We start from the raw sequence: 17,063 nt of genomic DNA on the forward strand, positions 1-17,063 counted from the left end.
GGCCTCAGCCGAGCAGCCCGGCGCGCAGGCGCGGCAGCACCCGGTCGAGCAGGCGGGTGTCGCGCAGGAAGGCCGGGATGCGCCGAGGCCCGAGCGCCAGGATCGCGAAAGCCGCACGCAGCAGGGCCGGGAGGCTGCCCCGGCTTGCCGCGGCCAGGCCGCAATTGACCCGAAGCGAAGCCTCGGCCTGCCGCAGCACCGAGGCGCGGACCGCAGCCGGCAGGTCCCCGGCATGGGCCGCGAGCACCGTGCGCATCTGCGCCGCGAACTCGGCCGCGTCGCGGCTGCCGCCGACGGTCATCGACTGCGCGTGGACGCGAAAGCCCGTGAGCACGTCGGAATGATAGACCGCATCGCCGTGGCGCGCGAGCTTGAGATAGAGGTCCCAGTCGCCGGTGTACCACAGGTCCTCGCGCAGGCCGCCGACTGCGGCGAAGGCGTCGCGCCGGATCACCGGCGCGGGAACCGCGATGAAGTTCTGGACCATCAGCTTCTGGAACAGGAGCCCGGGCGCGAGCGGTGCGTCGCCCGGCGGCAGCGGGCAGCGCCAGGTCCCGACCGGCCGGCCCGCGGCGTCGATGACGCGCGAGGGATGCAGATGCATCGCGGCCTGCGGCGCCTGCGCGAGCCACGCCTTGACCCGCACGGCGCGCCCGGGAAGCCAGACGTCGTCCTGATGCAGCATCGCGACGTGGTCGGCGCGGGCCTCGCGAAACCCGGCATTCGTCTTGGCGCGCCAGTGCGCGAGGTCCGGCCGCCGGAGGATGCGCAGGCTCAGGCGGTCGGCGTAGCTCGCGGCCAGCGTCGCGGTGCCCTCCCCGGGCGAGCTGTCGATCACCAGGCACTCGATGCCGACGCTCTCCTGCGCGACCAGCGAATCGAAGGTCTCGCCGAGCCAGCGTTCGCCGTCATGGACCGGGACGACGACGGAGAGCCACGGGGTCATGCGACGGCGCGCCCGTGCTCGGGAGGCATGGGCGGCGGCACGGGTACCGCAGCCGGCGCCTGCCCCGTCCCGCCCCGCGCGGGCCGCTCCTTCAGGAACGCGGCCTCGTTCCCGCCGATCACCGCGAGGAGGAAGCCGCCGAGCGCGTTCTGCGTGCCGAGCACCATCAGCGAAGTGCCGAGCACCGCCGGCAGCACGCTGCCGATCGGCCCGTAGCTATGGCGTGACCAGTACCAGACCACGGCCGCGAGCACGCAGAACCCGGTCGCGGCGCCGAGGATTCCGGCACCGAGCATGCTCTCCAGCGAAATCCACCGCGCCCAGCGCGCCGCCCGCCTGCCCGAGCGCCGATAGCCCTCGCGCACGCCGTAGAGGTGGGTCGCCGCCGCGAGCAGGCCGGCGCTGTGGCCGAGGCCGAGCATCGCGCCGGCCAGGATCACCCAGTAGTTTCCGAGGAAGAAGCGGCCGTCGAGGCCGAGCGCCAGGGCGCCGGATGCGAGCGCCAGGATCGCGAGCCCCGTCAGGGCCAGCGCGGCGCCGGGGACCGCGAACAGCCAGGTCGGGCTCAGCATCAGCAGGTAGCGCAGGTGGCGCCAGCCGTCGCGCCACGGGCGCAGGTGCGGCGGGCGCCCGCGCACGTCCGGCGACAGGGTCGCCGGCACCTCGACGATGCGCTCACCCTTGAGCGCCGCCTTGATCACCATCTCGCTGGCGAATTCCATGCCGCTACCGCGCAGCGCCAACCGCTTGAAGCAGCCCTTGGTGAGCGCGCGCAGGCCGCAATGGGCGTCGCCGACTCCGGTGCGGAACAGCAGGTTGAGGATGCCGGTGAGCACCGGGTTGCCAAGGTAGCGGTTCTTCCACGGCATCGCGCCGGGCGCGATGCCGCCGCGGAAGCGCGAGCCCATGCACAGGTCGGCACCGTCCCGCAGCGCCTCGACCATCGCGACGGCGTCGCGAAAATCGTAGGAGCCGTCGGCGTCGCCCATCACGAGGTAGCGCCCACGGGCCGCATGGAAGCCGCCGGACAACGCCGCGCCGTAGCCGCGCTCGGCGACGGGCACCACGCGCGCGCCGAGGCGCTCGGCGAGCGCAGGGCTTCCGTCGGTGCTGCCGTTGTCGGCGATCACGATCTCGCCGGTCAGCCCGAGGCGTCGCTCGAGGGTGTCGAGGGCGTCGCGCGCGCTGGCGATCGCGGTCGGGAGGGCGCGCGCCTCGTCGAGGCACGGCATCACGATCGTGACGTCGATGTCACGCGCCGTCGCGTCGGCGGCGCTCGCCCGGTCCTGCCCGCCCATGCCGCGTCCACCCGAGTCGTTTCCCGGAGGAGCATGGCGGTCGAGCGGTTGAGATTCGGTTTCAAAGGCGCGCGCGGCGTCGCGGCGTCAGGCGCGCACGAACCCGGCCGCCGGAGCCGCGTCATCCCCGGCCAGCACGAGGATCGCCCGCCCGGCCAGCGGCACGACGGAGCCCGCGGCGTGAGGCACAGCCCCCGGCGGGACGGCGCCGGTGGGACACGTCGTGTCGAAGACCGGCATCCACGGGCCGCCGATCACCGCCGCGAGGCGGAAATCGCAAGGGCCGGCATCGGCGTTGATCAGGATCAGCGTGCGGCCGTGATCGAGCTCGTTGCCGATCTGCATGCCGAAGGCGCGCCGGCCGTCGTCGGCCCAGGCGTCCGAATCCATCTCGGCGCCGCAGGGCGAGAGCCAGTGCACGTCGCGCAGGGGCGCGTCGGGGGCGAGGCGCGCACCGTCGAAGAAGCTGCGGCGGCGCAGGGCCGGGCGCTCGCGGCGCAGGCGCGTCAGGTTGGAGACGAAGGTGCCGAGTTCCGGGTCGGGATCGGTCGTCCAGTCCATCCAGCTCGTCGGGTTGTCCTGGCAATAGGCGTTGTTGTTGCCGCGCTGCGAGCGCGAACGCTCGTCGCCCATCAGCAGCATCGGCACGCCCTGCGCCAGCATCACGGTGGCCAGCAGGTTGCGCGTCTGCCGGGCGCGGATGCCGAGGATCGCCGGGTCGTTTGTCGGACCCTCGACGCCGTAGTTGCACGAGACGTTGTGGCCGTGGCCGTCGCGGTTGTCCTCGCCGTTCGACCCGTTGTGCTTCTCTTCGTAGGCGACCACGTCGGCCAGCGTGTAGCCGTCGTGGGTCGCGGCGAAGTTGATGCTGGCCAGCGGCGAGCGGCCCGACGGCGCGAACACTTCGCGCGAGCCGGAGAGCCCCTGCGTCAGCTTGGCGAGCTGGCCGGCATCGCCGCGCCAGAAGCCGCGGGCGGCGTCGCGGAATCGGTCGTTCCACTCGCTCCAGCCGCGCGGATAGCCGCCGAGGCGGTAGCCCTCCGCGCCGAGGTCCCAGGGCTCGGCGATCATCTTCACCCGCGCCAGCACCGGGTCCTGCGCCACCGCCTGGAAGAAGGCGGCCTGCGCCGAGAACGCCGCCGGGGCGCGCCCGAGGCTGGTGGCGAGGTCGAAGCGGAAGCCCGCGATGCCGTAGGCCCCGACCCAGTGGCGCAGCGAATCGAGCACGAGCTGCATCACGCGGGGATGGGCCACGTCCAGCGTGTTGCCGCAGCCGGTGCAGTCGATGTCGCGGCGCGGGTTGTCCGGATCGAGCTTGTAGTAGCTCGCGTTGTCGATGCCGCGGAACGACAGCGTCGGGCCGGCGTGCCCCGCCTCCGCCGTGTGGTTGTAGACCACGTCGAGGATGGTTTCGATGCCGGCCGCGTTCAGTTCGCGGATCGCCGCCTTGAGGCCGCCGAGGCCGCCTTCGCCGAGGTAGCGCGGCTCGGGCGCGAAGTAGCCGAGCGGCGAGTAGCCCCAGAAATTGACGAGGCCCTTCTCCACGAGGAAGCGGTCGTCGGCGAACGCCTGGATCGGCAGCAGTTCGAGCGCCGTCACCCCGAGCTTCCACAGGTGCTCGACGATCGCCGGGTGGGCCAGCGCCGCGTAGGTGCCGCGCTCGGATTCGGGGATCGCCGGATGGGTCATCGTCAGCGCCTTGACGTGCGCCTCGTAGATCACGGTTTCCGACAACGGCCGGCGGATCGGCTGGAGCGCGAGGTTCGGCACCTCGGGGGCGGTCACCACGGATTTCGGCATGTAGACCGCGCTGTCGCGGCGGTCGATCTGATCCTCGCGCTGGAGGCCGCGGCGATGGCCGTAGAGCGCGTCGTGCCAGCGGATGCGGCCGCGGATCTCGCGGGCATAGGGGTCGAGCACGAGCTTCGACGGGTTGAAGCGATGGCCGCGCGCCGGCTCCCAGGGGCCGTGCACGCGGTAGCCGTAGAGCTGGCCCGGCAGCACGCCGCGCAGGTATCCGTGCCAGATGTCGTCGCCGCGGCAGGGCAGGCGGATCGTGCGGCTCTCGTGCCGCTCGCCCGGCTCGAACAGGCAGAGGTCGACCGCGGTGGCGTGCTCGGAGAACAGGGCGAAGTTGACGCCGCGGCCGTCGAAATGCGCCCCGAGCGGCGCTGGTACGCCGTCGTCCACGGCGATCATACCCCGGACAGACCGCCGATGGCCGCTATTCCGCGGCGGCGGCCGTCGTCGGCGGCTCGCGCTCGACCGTGCGGAAGTTCTCGAGCTCCGACAGGAAGTTGCGCGCCCACCAATCCACGTCCTCGCGGGTCATGCGCTCGACCATCGGCTTCCATCGCTCCAGGCGCTCGCTGCGCGGCATGTACAGCGCGGTGCGGATCGCCTCGGCGACCTCGAAGCGGTCGTAGGGGTTGACGAGCAGCGCCTCTGGCAATTGCCGTGCCGCGCCGGCGAACTTCGACAGCACCAGCACGCCCGGATCGTCCTCGCTCTGGGCGACGACGTATTCCTTGGCGACCAGGTTCATGCCGTCGCGCATCGGCGTGACGAGGCCGACGCGGGCCGCCCGGTAGAGCCCCGCGAGCACCGGCCGCGGATAGGCCTTGGTGACGTACTGGATCGGCGTCCAGGCCGGGTCGCCGAGCGCGCCGTTGATCTCGCCCACCGTCTCGTTGACGATGCGCGAGAGCTGCTCGTATTCCGGCACCTCGCTGCGGGATTTCGGCGTGATCTGGATGTAGGTGACGTTGCCGCGCTGGTCGGGATTGGAGGCGAAGAAGCTTTCCACCGCCTCCATCCGCTCCGGCACGCCCTTGGAATAGTCGAGCCGGTCGACGCCGATGAGCAGCTTGCGGGTGCGCAGGCCGGCCATGGTCTCGCGCACCACCTTGTTGGAACCGGCCTTCTCCGCCGCGTCCTTGAAGCCGGCGACGTCGATGCCGATCGGGAAGCTGCGGATGCGGGTGCGGCGCCCGTCCACCATCAGCGAGCCGCCGCCGAGCGGGATCGCGCGCAGGGTGTCGATGAGGTTGCGCGAGAGGTTGTGCACGTCCGGGTCGGTCTGCAGGCCGATGAGGTCGTAGTCGGCGATGGCGCGCAGGAGGTCGTTGCTCGCCGGCAGGGTGTTGAACACGTCGGCGGCCGGCCACGGGATGTGGTGGAAGTAGCCGATCGGGTTGGCGAGGCCGAGGCCACGCAGTTCCGCCGCCAGCGGCAGCAGGTGGTAGTCGTGCACCCAGATGATGTCGTCGGGCTCGACCAGCTTGGCCAACGCGCGGGCGAAGATGCGGTTGACGCGGCTGTATCCGGCATAGTCGGAGCGCGAGAACGCGCCGAGCCCGAGCCGGTAATGCATGATCGGCCAAAGCGCCCGGTTGGCGAAGCCCGCGTAGTATTCCTTGTGGTCCTGCGGTGAGAGGTCGACCACCGCGTACTGCACGCGGTCGCGCTCGATCAGCGTCGGCTCCTCCGCCGGCTCGTCGGTGATGGTGCCGCTCCAGCCGAACCAGAGTCCTTCGTAGGCGGTGAAGGCTTCCTTGACGGCGACGGCGAGGCCGCCGGCGGCGACCGCCTTGCCGCCGTCTTCCGGAACCGCGACGCGGTTCGATACGATCACAAGGCGTGCCACTCAGGTGGGCTCCGGGTCCTCGAAGACGCGCCGGCGTGACGCGCGATAGCGACGTTTCTTGTGGTGAGGGCGACGTTTCTTGCAGTCATGAACGCGCGGAAGCCGCGCGCGATCCGTGGTTGTCAGCCAAGCGCGAATGCCCGTCGCGGGTCAAGATATCCCGCTCTCCGGCTCGCGAAGAAATACCGGGACTGTCCCCCGCCCTGCACGCCGCCATCTCCCGGGGACGCGTTGGCCGTAATGTCGATCCTGGCCGATCGAGCCTGAACGACGGCTGAGCCGCCGCCGGGCCGAGCGTGACCGGAACCGGGGGCCGCGGCCGCGGTTACACAGGCGACATCGTCCCCGTCATCGCCCCGCGTGCGAAGGAGCCCAGCCATGGCCACGTCCGAAATCCCTCATCCAGACCCGGTCGCCGCCGCGGCCGGCGAGCAGGCCGAATGGCGCGGGCTGAAGGGCGATGTCGAAGGGCTGGCCGACGTCGCGGCCGAGCGCAGCCGCGGGCTGCTGGACGCCGCGCGCGTCCAGGCGCGGAGCTTCGTCGAGGAGCGCAAGAACGACGCGGCCCAGTCCGTCCACGACCTGGCTCGGACGCTACGCGATTCGAGCAAGGATTTCGACGATCGGCCGAACATCAAGGCGTTCTTCGACAGCGCGGCCGACGGCCTGAGCCAGCTCGGCGGCTCGATGGAGTCGCGCAGCTTCAGCGACTTCTACGGCGAGGCCGAGGCGTTCGCCCGCCGCGCGCCGGTCGCGGTGGCGGTCGGCACGTTCGTGGCCGGCTTCATCGCCGCGCGCTTCATCAAGTCGTCGGGCCTGCCGCCCGAGGGCGACGCCCGCGACAGCTTCCGCGCCTGAGCCGCCCGATGTCGAACGGACCCCAGACCCCGCCACCAGGCCCCGCCGGCAGCATCCAGAGCCTGATCGGCGATGCGCTGCGCGAGACCAACGACCTTGCCCGCAAGGAGATCACCCTGTTCCGCGCCGAGATGGCGCGGAACGTCCGCTCGCTGATCGTCGGCATCGCCTGCCTGATCGCCGCGGCGGTGTTCGCCGTCGTCGCCCTGCTAATCCTGATCGGCGCCTTCGTGAAATGGCTCGCTACCATCGTCGGCTCCGAGTGGCTGTCGGCGCTGATCGTCGGCGGCGTGCTGCTCGTCCTGACGATCGGCATGGCGCTGTGGGGCCGCAGGGCTCTGTCGTTCTCGACGCTGACGCCCACCCGTACCGGCCGGCAGGTCCGCCAGGACGCCCGCGCCCTTTCCGAGAGAGTGTCCGGATGAGTTCGATGAACGAGATGGAGCGTGAGATCGAGGAGAGCCGCGCGCGCCTCGACGAGACGATCGATCGCATCCAGGGCCGTCTTTCTGTGTCGAGCCTCGTCGACGAGATGCTCGGCAACGCGCGCCGAACGCCCCTGAGCGGTGCCTATGACGGCGCCCTCGAAGCGGTCCGACGCAATCCCGTCCCCGTGATGCTGATCGCGGCCGGCGTCGGCTGGCTGCTGCACCGCATGTCGCAGGATGCCGCGCAGCGGCGCACCCGGGCCTCGGCCGAGCGCGTGCCGGTCCTGAACACCGGCGCGGCCCGGGTCTACGACCCGGACCTGCCGACCCGCCAGGCGAGGCGCGAGCCCGCCGAGACGACGCAGATCTGAGACACCGTCGGCGGCAGTCCGATTCGCGTCGCCGAACCGTCATGCGCCGCCGACCCCGCGGCGCGTGGCGCAGCCCCGTTCGAGTTCAGAGGACCACGCCATGAGCGACATCAGCAAGAGCGATACAAGCAAGTCGAGCAAGACCGGAAGCAGCCTCTCCGGCGATGCCGTCGCGGCTGCGGCAGGGAAAGTGGCGCGGGGCCTGGACGGGATCGCCGCCGCCCCGGCCGGGCACGATCCGCATGCGACACCCGCGGACTTCAGCCTCAAGCCGGACCCGAGCGGCCTCCACGACCCGATCGGCCGGCCGGCCGGCGATGCGTCTGCGCACGCCTCCGGCTCCGGACCGGCGGTCGCCGGGCTGTCCCGCGATGCCAAGGCCGCCGCTGGCGACGCGGCCGACAAGGCAGCCGACATCGCCGGGCAGGTGCGGGACAAGGCGGCCGATCTTGCAGATCAGGCGCGGGACAGGGCTTCGGCGCTGGCTGACGACGTGCGCGGCCGGCTCGGCGGCGCGGCCGACGAGGCCAGGACCTGGGTGTCCGGCGTGCATCAGGAGCACATGCGGCGCATCGACGACGCCGTCGTGCGCGGCAGCGAGCGGCTGGACCGCGGCCGCGGCTCGGTCGAGCAGTTCGTCACCGAGAACCCGCTGCTCGTCGGCGTGGTCGGCGTCGCCGCCGGCCTGTTGCTTGGGGCGTTGCTGCCGCGCACCCGGCAGGAGGACCGCAACATCGGCCCCTATGCCGACGAGGTCCGCGACCAGGGCCTGCGCTACGCCCGCGAGTTCACGAGCCGCGGTCGCGAGTTCGTGGAGACCGCCCTCGATCCCGACAACATCCAGGCCGCGGCCCAGAAGGCCGCCGCGCCGGACACGGGATATCGCGGCGCTGATCGAGCCGCTCCCCGTCCGTGAGGGCACCGGTCCAGGCTGATCCGGCCGGGCGGCATCGACGCGATGCCGCCCGCATCCGTTCTCGAGCCTCCGGCGGCGACCGGCGTGGCACGCTGCCATGAAGACCGCCGATTGCGACATCCTGATCGTCCCGGGACTGGGCGGCTCGGAAGAAGAGCACTGGCAGTCGCGCTGGGCCGGACGCATGGCGACCGCGCGCGTCGTCGAGCAGGACCACTGGCATGCGCCCGAGCCCGCCGCATGGCGCGCGCGGGTCGTCGAGGCGGTCACTGCCGCGAGCCGGCCGGTGATCCTCATCGGCCACAGCCTCGGCGTGGTCGCCTGCGTCGCGGCGGCGCCGGACTTTCCCGACGGGCGGGTGCGCGGCGCGTTGTTCGTGGCTCTGCCGGACGTGGAGGAGACACCGAACCTTCCAGGGCTCGTCCGCGCCTTCGCGCCGCTTCCGCGCAACGCCCTGCCCTTCCCGTCGCTACTGGTCGCGAGCCGCACCGATCCCTACTGCGCCTTCGAGCGCGCCGAAGCGTTCGCATCGGCGTGGGGGGCGGCATTGGTCGATGCCGGCGCGTCCGGCCATCTCAACGTTGCGAGCGGGCACGGGCCCTGGCCGGAGGGCCTGATGCGCTTGGCCGGGTTCATGAAGGATCTGTGACGCCGTCCCGCCCACGCTCCGATTGCCTGCAAGGATTAACCGCTCGTTTACCCAAGCCCGCGCTGATGGACCCCGGATCACGGGCGATCCGGCCCGCGGGAGACCGACGTGACGCGAAAAGAGCTTCTGGCGCGACTCGACGCCGTGCAGACGGCGCTGGGCGAGCGCGCCCACACCTCCTTCAACAGCTCGATCTTCGGCGACGCCGCCCTCCTCAAGCGCATCGAGGCGTTCGAGGTGCAGCTCACCGCGGTGGAGAAGCCGAAGGTCGCCGACTACACCGGCAACATGTTCACGCGCATCGCCAACCGCCGCAACGTCGAGGCGGTGCAGAAGCGGGCGCAGTCCTGAGAGCGTCGCCGGCCCCGAGGCTCGGCTATGTCGGCTCGGGCACGGCCGGGCGCAGGAGTTCGGACGCGACGTCCGAGAGGCGCGGCGGCGTCTCGCGGACGAAGGGCAGCGGCCGGCAGACGGCCAGCGCCGCGAGGCCGAAGCGGGCGGTCATCAGGCCGTTGAGCACGCCCTCGCCGAGCTTGGCCGACACGCGGGCGGCGATGCCGAGGCCGAGAACCTGCTGCACCATGCTCTCGCCGACCGCCATGCCGCCGGTGATGGTGAGGTGCGCCAAAGCCGCGCGCGCCAAACGCAGGAAACCGAGGAATCCCGGCCGCCCGCCGTAGATCGCCGCGATCCGGCGCAGGAGGCGCACTGCCGCGTAGACCACGAAGGCAACGTCGACAATCGCCCGCGGGCTGAGCGCGGTGACGCCCGAGACCTGCTTGGCCGCCGTCGCGATGGCGTTGCGCGCCTGCCGGTCGAGGGGGCTCAGCAGTTCGCGCTCGGCGAGCCCGATGCGGTCCTCGACGTCGAGGATCGCGTCGGCCAGGGCCTCCAGCCGCTGCCGGCCCGCGGCGAGCCCCATCCGGTCGGCATAGAATGCGGAGAGGTCGCGGACCACGCCCTGCGCCGCGCTGTGGTCGCGGCCAGTGATCGCGGCGGCGGCCGCTTGGCGCAGGTGTTCGATCTTCCGCTCGCGCCACAGGCCGCGGAGTTCCCGCAGCACGATCGCGAGCAGGGCGAGGGCGGCGAGCGCCAGCAGCACCAGCGCCACGCCGCCGAGCCAGGGCGCGGCCTGGAACAGGTCGGCGATCATCCGCTCGAGCGACAGGCCGATGCCGAGCGAGACCAGGCCGCCCGCCGCCGAGAGCAGCAACGTGCCCCACGGCGCGCCGCGTCGGCGTCTGGCCGGCACGGGGGCGCCGTCGGCGGCCTCGACGATCTCGAACGGGTCCTCGACGATGCGGATGCCGGTGTCGGCAGCCGGCGTCGGCGCGATGCCCTCGGCCGTCGCCGGCGCGTCGGCGCCGGGAATCCGGAAGGCGCGCGGGCGTGAAGTCGTGCTCACGGCGTCATCCTCGCGCGTCGTCCGGTGGGTGCCCGTGCAGGGATCATCAGGCGAGCCTGTCGCCGATCAGGAACTGCATCGCCCGGTCTAGCCGGATCTGCGGCAGGTGGCCGGGGCGGCCGAGCGCGTCGGGCTGCACCTGCGGCGGGCGGAAGCGCGGGAAGCGGAGCGAGCCCGGCTCGACCGCGCCCTCGATCACCGATTCCGGTCGGGCCGGCAACGTGCCGGGAAACACCGCCGCCTCGGCGCGCCCGTCGAAGGTCTGATCGCCGACGACCTCGCCGGCCTCCGGCGTCCCCGCCACCGCGCGCAGGGTCTCGTCACGATCGTGGACCGTCGTCTCGCGCGTGGCGCGGACGGAGGCCAGCGCGACGGTGCCGACGCGGGCGCCCGCCGCCTCGGTGCGGCGCATGGCGCGGGAGACGAGCAGGCGCAGCAACGCTTCGAGCCGGTCGTGGCTCGTCTGGTGCAGGTGGTCGGCCTTCGTCGCGGCGAACAGGATGCGGTCGGCCCGCGGCGCGAACCAGCGCGAGAAGATCGTGTTGCGGCCGATGTTGAGGCTGAGCAGCACCGAATCCAGCGCCTCCTCCAGCTCGGCGAGCGCGGCCGGGCCGGCATCTACGGCGGCGAGCACGTCGACCAGCACGATCTGCCGGTCGACCCGCTGGAAATGGTCGCGGAAGAACGGCACCACCACCTTCGCCTTGTACGCCTCGAACCGGCGCTCCATCAGCCCGGCCAGGGTGTCCGCCGCGATAGTCTCGGGCAGATGGTCGAGGGGCGCGAAGGTCAGCGCCGGCGAGCCGGCGAGGTCGCCCGGCATCAGGAAGCGGCCGGGGGGCGTCGTCGCCACCATCTCGGGGCCTGCGCGGAGTGCCGAGAGGTAGGCCGTGAACGCCGTGCTCGCCCGCTCCGCCAGCACCTCGTCGACGGGGCCGCCCGCATCGAAGCCCTTCAGCGTCGCGAGCCAAGGCGCGGCGATGGCGCCGCGCCCGGCACGCCGGGTGCCGGCGATCGTCGCCCGCGACCACGCGGTGTAGCCCTGCTCGATCAGCGCGAGGTCGAGCAGCCACTCGCCGGGATAATCGACCACATCGAGCATCAGCGTGCCGGGCCCGGAGCGCCAGCCCCCCGCCCGCTCGTACTCGATCGCCAGCCGGAACTGGCTGATCCGGTCGGTGGAGCGCGGCCAGAGGCGCGACGCGGTCAACGCGGAGACATGCTCCTCGAAGGGGAAGCGCGGCACGTCGTCGTCGGGCTGCGGCACGAGGCGGGCGCGGCGCAGCCGCCCCTCCTGCGCCGGGGCGAAGGCCGGGAGCGCGTGCGCCTCGACGAGGTGGTGGATCAGCGCGGTGGTGAACACCGTCTTGCCGGAACGCGCGAGACCCGTGACGCCGAGCCGCAGCGTCGGCTGGATCAGCAGGTCGCTCGACGCCTCGGCGAAGGCCCTGACCGCGGAGCCGGCGCGCGCGGCAAAACTCGGGAGGGGCAAGGGCGGGCTCGGCTCGGGAACGGTACGGATCGGATCGGGTCGACCGATGCCGCTCAGGTGGCGTGGGGACGGGACGGCCGCAAGCCTGTTTCACGGCATCCACCGCAAGGCTACTTCGCGGCATCCGCCGACGCCGCCGCGACCGGCCGAAGACGGGCGATCGCCGCCGCCACGAGCCCCGGCCCGGCCTGCAGCGCACCGAGTTCGACCGCCGACATCGCAAGCATCGCCGGCGCGAGGTTCGGCAGCGGTTGTCCGTCGGGCGAGAACAGCGCGAGGTCGTCGCCCGCGCGCAGGCCCACGCTCCGGGCGATGGCCGCCGCGTAGTTGGCGATGCGGGCCGCGTCGTCGCCGCAGGGCGGAGTCGGTGCGCGCAGGTCGCCGAGCGACAGGCCGGCGGCGATCGGCGGCAGGGACGCGGATTCGGCCACGAGCCGATCGGGCGAGGGGATGCCGTGGTCGAGGAGCGCGGCGGGATCGTCGGCGCCGCGCGGCGGCGTCCGGGCGGGCATCGGGGGCTTGTCGGCGACGCGGCTGGCGATGTCCGGCACGGGCTTGAGCGGCGGCATTTGCCGGAGCGGCCGGCCGCCCATCCGCGCGAGCGCCGACCACGGCTGCACCCGCAGCCCCGGATGACGGCCGCGGGCGGCCCCGAGTCGGACCCCGCCGCCGGGACGGTGCCGCGCAAGGTAGCGGGCGCGCAGGGTCCCGCCGAGGCCACGGCGCGCAAGGGGCGACGGTCCCGAGGTCGCGGCCGCCTGGGCCGCGATTCCGGGCGAGCCGCATCCGGCCGGCGCCCAGCGCCGGACGACGGCGAGCGCGGTGCGGCGCCCGTAGTCGCGGTAGTAGCGCCGCAGCAGGCCGGCCGCGGCGTCGGCTCCGTCGGCGGCCGTCGCGAAGCCGGTATGGCCCTCGGCGTCGGAACCGATCTCGCCCGGCCACCGCGCGCTCTTGATGCACCAGTAGTTGTTGAGCTTGGCGCAGCGCGCGACGAAGGCCGGGTCGGTCGCCGAGAGCTGCGCCACGAGCGCGAGGGAGACCGGTCGGAGTTCGGCGCCTGCCTGTTCCCGCCAGTTCGAGACCGCGCGCGCCGCGTGCCGGTATAACGGCGCCGCGTCCGGCGCGGGCGCGAGCAGCGCGGACGCCCGCGCGCGGATCGCATGCACCGGCGCTTCGGCCCGCGGCAGCAGCGTCGTCAGGACGAGGATGGCGGCGAGAAGCACGGGCGGCCGTGGGAGCGGGGCGTTGCGACCGATGGGGAACGGCGCCGGGCGGGATCGGTTCGCGCGGGGGCCTCAGGACGCCGGCTCGTTGCGCAATTCGTGCCGGGCCTGGGCGACGTACTCGTCGCGCTCGGCCTGCGACAGCACCATGACCGTGCCGCCGCAGAGCGGACCCTGGACCGGGTCGTCGGTCTCCCAGGCGCGGTCGCCGTGGCCCTTGGCGGCGAAGTTGCGCTTGGCCCGCGCGACGATCAGGGATTCTTCGGGCTCGATCATCGGGCTCCCCGGAGTCTCAGGTGTCGAACGCGCGTCCAGCCTATCACGGATGAAGGTGCTTCAGGGCCGCCGCGTGCAGCCGCGCATCGCCCGCAGCGACGATGCGGCCTCCGCCCGTCGCGGGGCCGCCGTCCCAGGCGGTGACCACGCCGCCGGCGCCCTCGACGATCGGGATCAGCGCGACGATGTCGTAGGGCTTCAGCCCCGCCTCGATCACGAGGTCGATCTGCCCGGCCGCGAGCATGCAATAGGCGTAGCAATCGGTGCCGTAGCGCGACATCCGAACCCGGGCCTCGACCGCGCGGAACCCCTCCGTCTCCGCGCCCTCGGCGAACAAGCGCGGATCGGTGGTGGCGAGCATCGCCGAGCCGAGGTCGGAGCAGCGCCGGGTATGCAGCGTCCGCTCGCCCCGCGGCCCGCGCAGGCGCGCGTTGCGGCCGTCGCCGGAGAACCGCTCGCCGAGATAGGGCTGGTGCATCAGCCCGCGCACCGCGCCGCCGTTGCGGGTCAGCCCGATCAGCGTCCCCCAGGTCGGCAGCCCGCCGATGAAGGAGCGCGTGCCGTCGATCGGGTCCAGCACCCAGACACACTCGGCGTCGAGGCGCTCCGAGCCGAACTCCTCGCCGAGGATGCCATGGGTGGGAAACCGTTCGCGGATCATCTTGCGGAGCACCAGTTCCCCCGCGCGGTCCGCCTCGGTGACCGGATCGAACGGCGCCGAGCCGCCGGCCTTGTCGTCGAGCGTGAACTGCGCCCGGAAGAACGGCAGGATCGCCCGCCCCGAGGCGTCGGCGAGGTCGTCCATGAACCGGCCGAGTTCCACGACGCTCATCGGTCGCCTTCTTCACGGTGACGCATCGCCCGACGAAGCCGGATTCGGCCAGCGCCCGTCAAGCCCCGGCCGTCGCCGGGGACGCGCCGCTGCCCCGTCCCTCCGCCGCGACCGCACCGAGCACGGTCTCGACGGCGCTGCGCAGCGACGAGACGTGGCCGGTGGCCGGGATGCCGTCCCGCCCCGCCGCGTCGTCGTCGGCGTGCCAAAGGCCGACGACGACAGGGACGTCGGGCACGCGCCTGCGCAGGCGCTCGACGAGGCGGCGCAGGTGCGCCGGCTCGCCGCCGATCGCCAGCGACACGACGCAGATCATCCGGGGCGCGCCGGGGTCGAAGGCCTCGATCTTCGCACGCGCCACGTCGGCGAACGGGACGACGCGGGTGCCCAGGCCTCGCTTGCGCAGCAACTGGGCGAGGATGGAGGCGGCCGCCGCATCGATGAAGCCGCGGCCGGCGACGCACAGGACGGCGCCGTCGCGCGACCATGCGGCCGGGATCGCGTCGGGATCGGAGGGGACGCCGGGGACGGCCCTGGCCGCCCCCGCAGCCGGCTCGCCGCCCGCGGGTTCGGGCACGGCATCGCCGCGATCCTTGAGCGCGTCGACGAGGTCGGCCACCGCGGTGCGGATGCCGGACTTCTGCTCGATGGTCAGCACGCCGCGGGCCGCGTCGCGGGCCGCGAGTTCGAGGCCCTTCACGACGACCTCGTCGTAATAGGCCGAGAGCGAGCATCCCTGCAGGATCACCTCGGCCTGCTCCTGCGCCTCCTCCGGATCGTCGGCGAGGATGCGCTGGTAGAAGTTCTCGACCGGCGTCAGCGCCGGCCGGTTGCCGAACAAGACGTCGAGGAACTCGAGCCTGTCGATGTGCCGGCCGAGCACGACGAGGCAGACGGTGAGCGGCGTCGAGAGGATCAGGCCGATCGGCCCCCACAGCCAGGTCCAGAACAGCGCCGAGATCAGGACCGCGATGGGCGACAGGCCCGTCGAGTGCCCGTAGAGCATCGGCTCGAAGACCTGGCCGGTGAGCGGCTCCAGCACCAGGAACAGGATCGCCGTGGCGATCATCATGTTCCAGCCGGGATCGACGGCCGCCGCCAGGGCCAGCGGCAGCACGGCCGAGAGGAAGGCGCCGACATACGGCACGAAGCGCATCAGCGCCGAGAAGATCGCCCACAGCACGGGGTTGGGCACGCCGATGACGTAGAGCCCGATGCCGATCACCAGCCCGAAGGCGGCGTTGAGCGCCAACTGCGCCACGAAGTAGCGGCTGAGGCGGCGCGCGGCATCGTCCATCGCCACGGTGGTGCGGTGGAGGTCGCTGGAGCCGGCGAGCCGGATCAGGCGGTCGCGCAGGTCCTCGCGCTGCATCAGCACGAACAGGAGCACCACGAAGACGATGCCGGTGGTGGCGAGCGGCTGCAGGGCGGGCGACAGCAGAGTGCCGGCCGTCTCCAGCGGCCCAGGCGGCGTCTGCTGCATCTCGACGAGGACGGGCTTGTGCTGCGGCTGCCGTTCCGGTGCCCGGGTCTCCGGGGCAGGCTCTTGCGCACCGCCTGCGTTGCCGGCGCTGCGGAACGCCCGCCCGATATTGGCGACGTAGTCGGTGAGGTGGCCGGCGGGGCTGTCGCGCAGGCCAGCGATCTTGCCCTCGATGGTCGAGCGGTAGCGCGGCACGTCGCCGGCGAGGTTCGTGACCTGCACGCCGATCAGGGTCGCGAGCGCGGCGACGATCCCGAGGGTGATCAGTACCGCCGAACCGACCGCGACCGGCCGCGGCAGGCGCCAGCGCCGCAGCAGGGCGACGAGCGGACCGATGACGAAGGACAGCAGCAGGGCGATCGCAATCGGGATGAAGATCTCGCGCCCGAGATACAGGCCGGCGACGATGATCGCGCCGACGACCACGGGCGAGGCGAGCGCGGCCTTCGGCGTCTCGGCGGCGGCGATCCGCGTCGGAGCCGCGGCCACGCGCTGGGCCTCTGAGGTCTTCGTCGCCATGCCGCCACCGAACCGTACGCTACACCCGCGAGGCCCGCGCGGGCGCGGGTCCGGACGTGGAACGGCACGACCCTATGAAACGATCCCCGGCGGAACGCGCCGTTTTCACGCGGCCGTGATGGGTTCGGGCCGTGATCGGTTCAGGCTTGGGCGACGCCGGCCCGGGCCACGTCGCCGACGTCCTTCAGGGTCTCGAGCGACCAGCACAGGGCCATCACCCGCCGGGCCTGCGCCTCGGGCAGCACGCCCTCGGCGAGATCGGTGAACTTACGCTCCAGCGCGGCATCGCTCATCGGCCGCTCGACGCTGCCGAGCGCGTGCTCGATCCGGCGGTGGAGGCTGCGGCCGTCGGCCAGCGTCACGGTCATCTCGACCTGCGCGGCCTCGATCCCCGGCGTCACCACCGGCACGACCTTTTCGCGCAAGGCCACGATCACCGGATCGCGCACCGCCCGGTCGCTGAACTGCTTCTCGCCGGCCGCGCCCTCGGCGAGCGCCACGGCGACGGCGTGGTAGATGCTGAACTTGCCCTCCAGCCCGGCCTGCGGCGTCGTCTTGCCGGTGAGTTCGAGCACCAGCGGGTGGACCTTGAGATCGACGCGGGCGATCCGCTCGGGCGTGAGGCGCTCAGCGTCGCGCACCTGGATCGCGGCGTCGATCGCCGGATGCATGACGATGCCGCAGGCGAACGGCTTGTAGGTGTTGAGCAGGCTCTCGTAGC

At 72.6% G+C, this 17,063-nt stretch carries 17 protein-coding genes; 6 read left to right on the forward strand and 11 right to left on the reverse strand.

Annotation, left to right across the window (positions count from 1 at the left end):
* Positions 1 to 4: 4 nt before the first annotated feature.
* The 4 genes from ACFE86_RS09100 to ACFE86_RS09115 form a co-directional block, all read right to left on the reverse strand.
* Complete coding sequence (locus tag ACFE86_RS09100; RefSeq protein WP_375455008.1) at positions 5 to 946, reverse strand: glycosyltransferase; 942 nt, start codon at positions 944 to 946, stop codon at positions 5 to 7.
* The gene (locus tag ACFE86_RS09105; RefSeq protein ID WP_375455009.1) at positions 943 to 2,244 is read right to left on the reverse strand and encodes a glycosyltransferase family 2 protein; all 1,302 of its coding nucleotides are present in this window, start codon (positions 2,242 to 2,244) and stop codon (positions 943 to 945) included. Before ACFE86_RS09105 ends, ACFE86_RS09100 begins: the two co-directional genes overlap by 4 nt.
* Positions 2,245 to 2,331: 87 nt before the next feature.
* Positions 2,332 to 4,443: a glycogen debranching protein GlgX gene (gene glgX / locus ACFE86_RS09110; protein ID WP_375455010.1), complete on the reverse strand. Its 2,112-nt coding sequence runs from the start codon at positions 4,441 to 4,443 to the stop codon at positions 2,332 to 2,334.
* Positions 4,444 to 4,468: 25 nt separating this feature from the next.
* A complete protein-coding gene (locus ACFE86_RS09115) occupies positions 4,469 to 5,890 on the reverse strand; it encodes a trehalose-6-phosphate synthase (RefSeq protein WP_375455011.1) in 1,422 nt (473 codons plus the stop codon).
* 378 nt (positions 5,891 to 6,268) lie between these two features.
* Here ACFE86_RS09115 and ACFE86_RS09120 point away from each other — a divergent pair, with 378 nt between their 5' ends.
* The 6 genes from ACFE86_RS09120 (at position 6,269) to ACFE86_RS09145 (ending at position 9,463) form a co-directional block, all read left to right on the forward strand.
* Complete coding sequence (locus ACFE86_RS09120; protein WP_375455012.1) at positions 6,269 to 6,748, forward strand: hypothetical protein; 480 nt, start codon at positions 6,269 to 6,271, stop codon at positions 6,746 to 6,748.
* An 8-nt stretch (positions 6,749 to 6,756) separates the two neighbouring features.
* Positions 6,757 to 7,173: a phage holin family protein gene (locus ACFE86_RS09125; RefSeq protein ID WP_375455013.1), complete on the forward strand. Its 417-nt coding sequence runs from the start codon at positions 6,757 to 6,759 to the stop codon at positions 7,171 to 7,173.
* A gap of 5 nt (positions 7,174 to 7,178) precedes the next feature.
* Positions 7,179 to 7,547, forward strand: coding sequence for a DUF3618 domain-containing protein (locus tag ACFE86_RS09130; RefSeq protein ID WP_375455024.1), 369 nt, complete (start codon positions 7,179 to 7,181; stop codon positions 7,545 to 7,547).
* A gap of 100 nt (positions 7,548 to 7,647) precedes the next feature.
* The gene (locus ACFE86_RS09135) at positions 7,648 to 8,463 is read left to right on the forward strand and encodes a hypothetical protein (RefSeq protein ID WP_375455014.1); all 816 of its coding nucleotides are present in this window, start codon (positions 7,648 to 7,650) and stop codon (positions 8,461 to 8,463) included.
* 97 nt (positions 8,464 to 8,560) lie between these two features.
* Positions 8,561 to 9,112: an RBBP9/YdeN family alpha/beta hydrolase gene (locus tag ACFE86_RS09140; RefSeq protein ID WP_375455015.1), complete on the forward strand. Its 552-nt coding sequence runs from the start codon at positions 8,561 to 8,563 to the stop codon at positions 9,110 to 9,112.
* Between the two features lie 108 nt (positions 9,113 to 9,220).
* On the forward strand, positions 9,221 to 9,463 hold the full coding sequence (locus ACFE86_RS09145; protein ID WP_375455016.1) for a hypothetical protein: 243 nt from the start codon (positions 9,221 to 9,223) through the stop codon (positions 9,461 to 9,463).
* 25 nt (positions 9,464 to 9,488) lie between these two features.
* Here ACFE86_RS09145 and ACFE86_RS09150 read toward each other — a convergent pair whose 3' ends face one another.
* The 7 genes from ACFE86_RS09150 to ACFE86_RS09180 form a co-directional block, all read right to left on the reverse strand.
* On the reverse strand, positions 9,489 to 10,517 hold the full coding sequence (locus ACFE86_RS09150; RefSeq protein WP_375455017.1) for a YcjF family protein: 1,029 nt from the start codon (positions 10,515 to 10,517) through the stop codon (positions 9,489 to 9,491).
* A 46-nt stretch (positions 10,518 to 10,563) separates the two neighbouring features.
* Entirely contained in the window at positions 10,564 to 12,009 is a 1,446-nt protein-coding gene (locus tag ACFE86_RS09155) for a YcjX family protein (protein WP_375455018.1), read from the reverse strand.
* A gap of 110 nt (positions 12,010 to 12,119) precedes the next feature.
* Positions 12,120 to 13,232, reverse strand: coding sequence for a hypothetical protein (locus ACFE86_RS09160; RefSeq protein WP_375455019.1), 1,113 nt, complete (start codon positions 13,230 to 13,232; stop codon positions 12,120 to 12,122).
* Between the two features lie 72 nt (positions 13,233 to 13,304).
* Positions 13,305 to 13,508 (reverse strand): hypothetical protein, encoded by a 204-nt coding sequence (locus ACFE86_RS09165; RefSeq protein ID WP_375455020.1) that lies wholly within the window; start codon positions 13,506 to 13,508, stop codon positions 13,305 to 13,307.
* A 43-nt stretch (positions 13,509 to 13,551) separates the two neighbouring features.
* Positions 13,552 to 14,340, reverse strand: a complete 789-nt coding sequence (gene hisN / locus ACFE86_RS09170) for a histidinol-phosphatase (protein WP_375455021.1) — start codon at positions 14,338 to 14,340, stop codon at positions 13,552 to 13,554.
* A 58-nt stretch (positions 14,341 to 14,398) separates the two neighbouring features.
* On the reverse strand, positions 14,399 to 16,342 hold the full coding sequence (locus ACFE86_RS09175; RefSeq protein ID WP_375455022.1) for an AI-2E family transporter: 1,944 nt from the start codon (positions 16,340 to 16,342) through the stop codon (positions 14,399 to 14,401).
* A 140-nt stretch (positions 16,343 to 16,482) separates the two neighbouring features.
* On the reverse strand, positions 16,483 to 17,063 hold a 581-nt coding region (locus ACFE86_RS09180), incomplete at its 5' end, for an MmgE/PrpD family protein (RefSeq protein WP_375455023.1).

The sequence above is a fragment of the uncultured Methylobacterium sp. genome, from assembly GCF_964244095.1.
GTDB lineage: Bacteria > Pseudomonadota > Alphaproteobacteria > Rhizobiales > Beijerinckiaceae > Methylobacterium.

Excerpts from the sequence above, each read along its gene's own strand:
- ACFE86_RS09135 (WP_375455014.1), top strand. The coding sequence starts at position 7,648 with ATGAGCGACATCAGCAAGAGCGATACAAGCAAGTCGAGCAAGACCGGA.
- ACFE86_RS09165 (WP_375455020.1), bottom strand. The coding sequence starts at position 13,508 with ATGATCGAGCCCGAAGAATCCCTGATCGTCGCGCGGGCCAAGCGCAAC.
- ACFE86_RS09130 (WP_375455024.1), top strand. The coding sequence starts at position 7,179 with ATGAACGAGATGGAGCGTGAGATCGAGGAGAGCCGCGCGCGCCTCGAC.
- ACFE86_RS09100 (WP_375455008.1), bottom strand. The coding sequence starts at position 946 with ATGACCCCGTGGCTCTCCGTCGTCGTCCCGGTCCATGACGGCGAACGC.
- ACFE86_RS09125 (WP_375455013.1), top strand. The coding sequence starts at position 6,757 with ATGTCGAACGGACCCCAGACCCCGCCACCAGGCCCCGCCGGCAGCATC.
- glgX (WP_375455010.1), bottom strand. The coding sequence starts at position 4,443 with ATGATCGCCGTGGACGACGGCGTACCAGCGCCGCTCGGGGCGCATTTC.
- ACFE86_RS09120 (WP_375455012.1), top strand. The coding sequence starts at position 6,269 with ATGGCCACGTCCGAAATCCCTCATCCAGACCCGGTCGCCGCCGCGGCC.
- ACFE86_RS09175 (WP_375455022.1), bottom strand. The coding sequence starts at position 16,342 with ATGGCGACGAAGACCTCAGAGGCCCAGCGCGTGGCCGCGGCTCCGACG.
- ACFE86_RS09140 (WP_375455015.1), top strand. The coding sequence starts at position 8,561 with ATGAAGACCGCCGATTGCGACATCCTGATCGTCCCGGGACTGGGCGGC.
- ACFE86_RS09105 (WP_375455009.1), bottom strand. The coding sequence starts at position 2,244 with ATGGGCGGGCAGGACCGGGCGAGCGCCGCCGACGCGACGGCGCGTGAC.
- hisN (WP_375455021.1), bottom strand. The coding sequence starts at position 14,340 with ATGAGCGTCGTGGAACTCGGCCGGTTCATGGACGACCTCGCCGACGCC.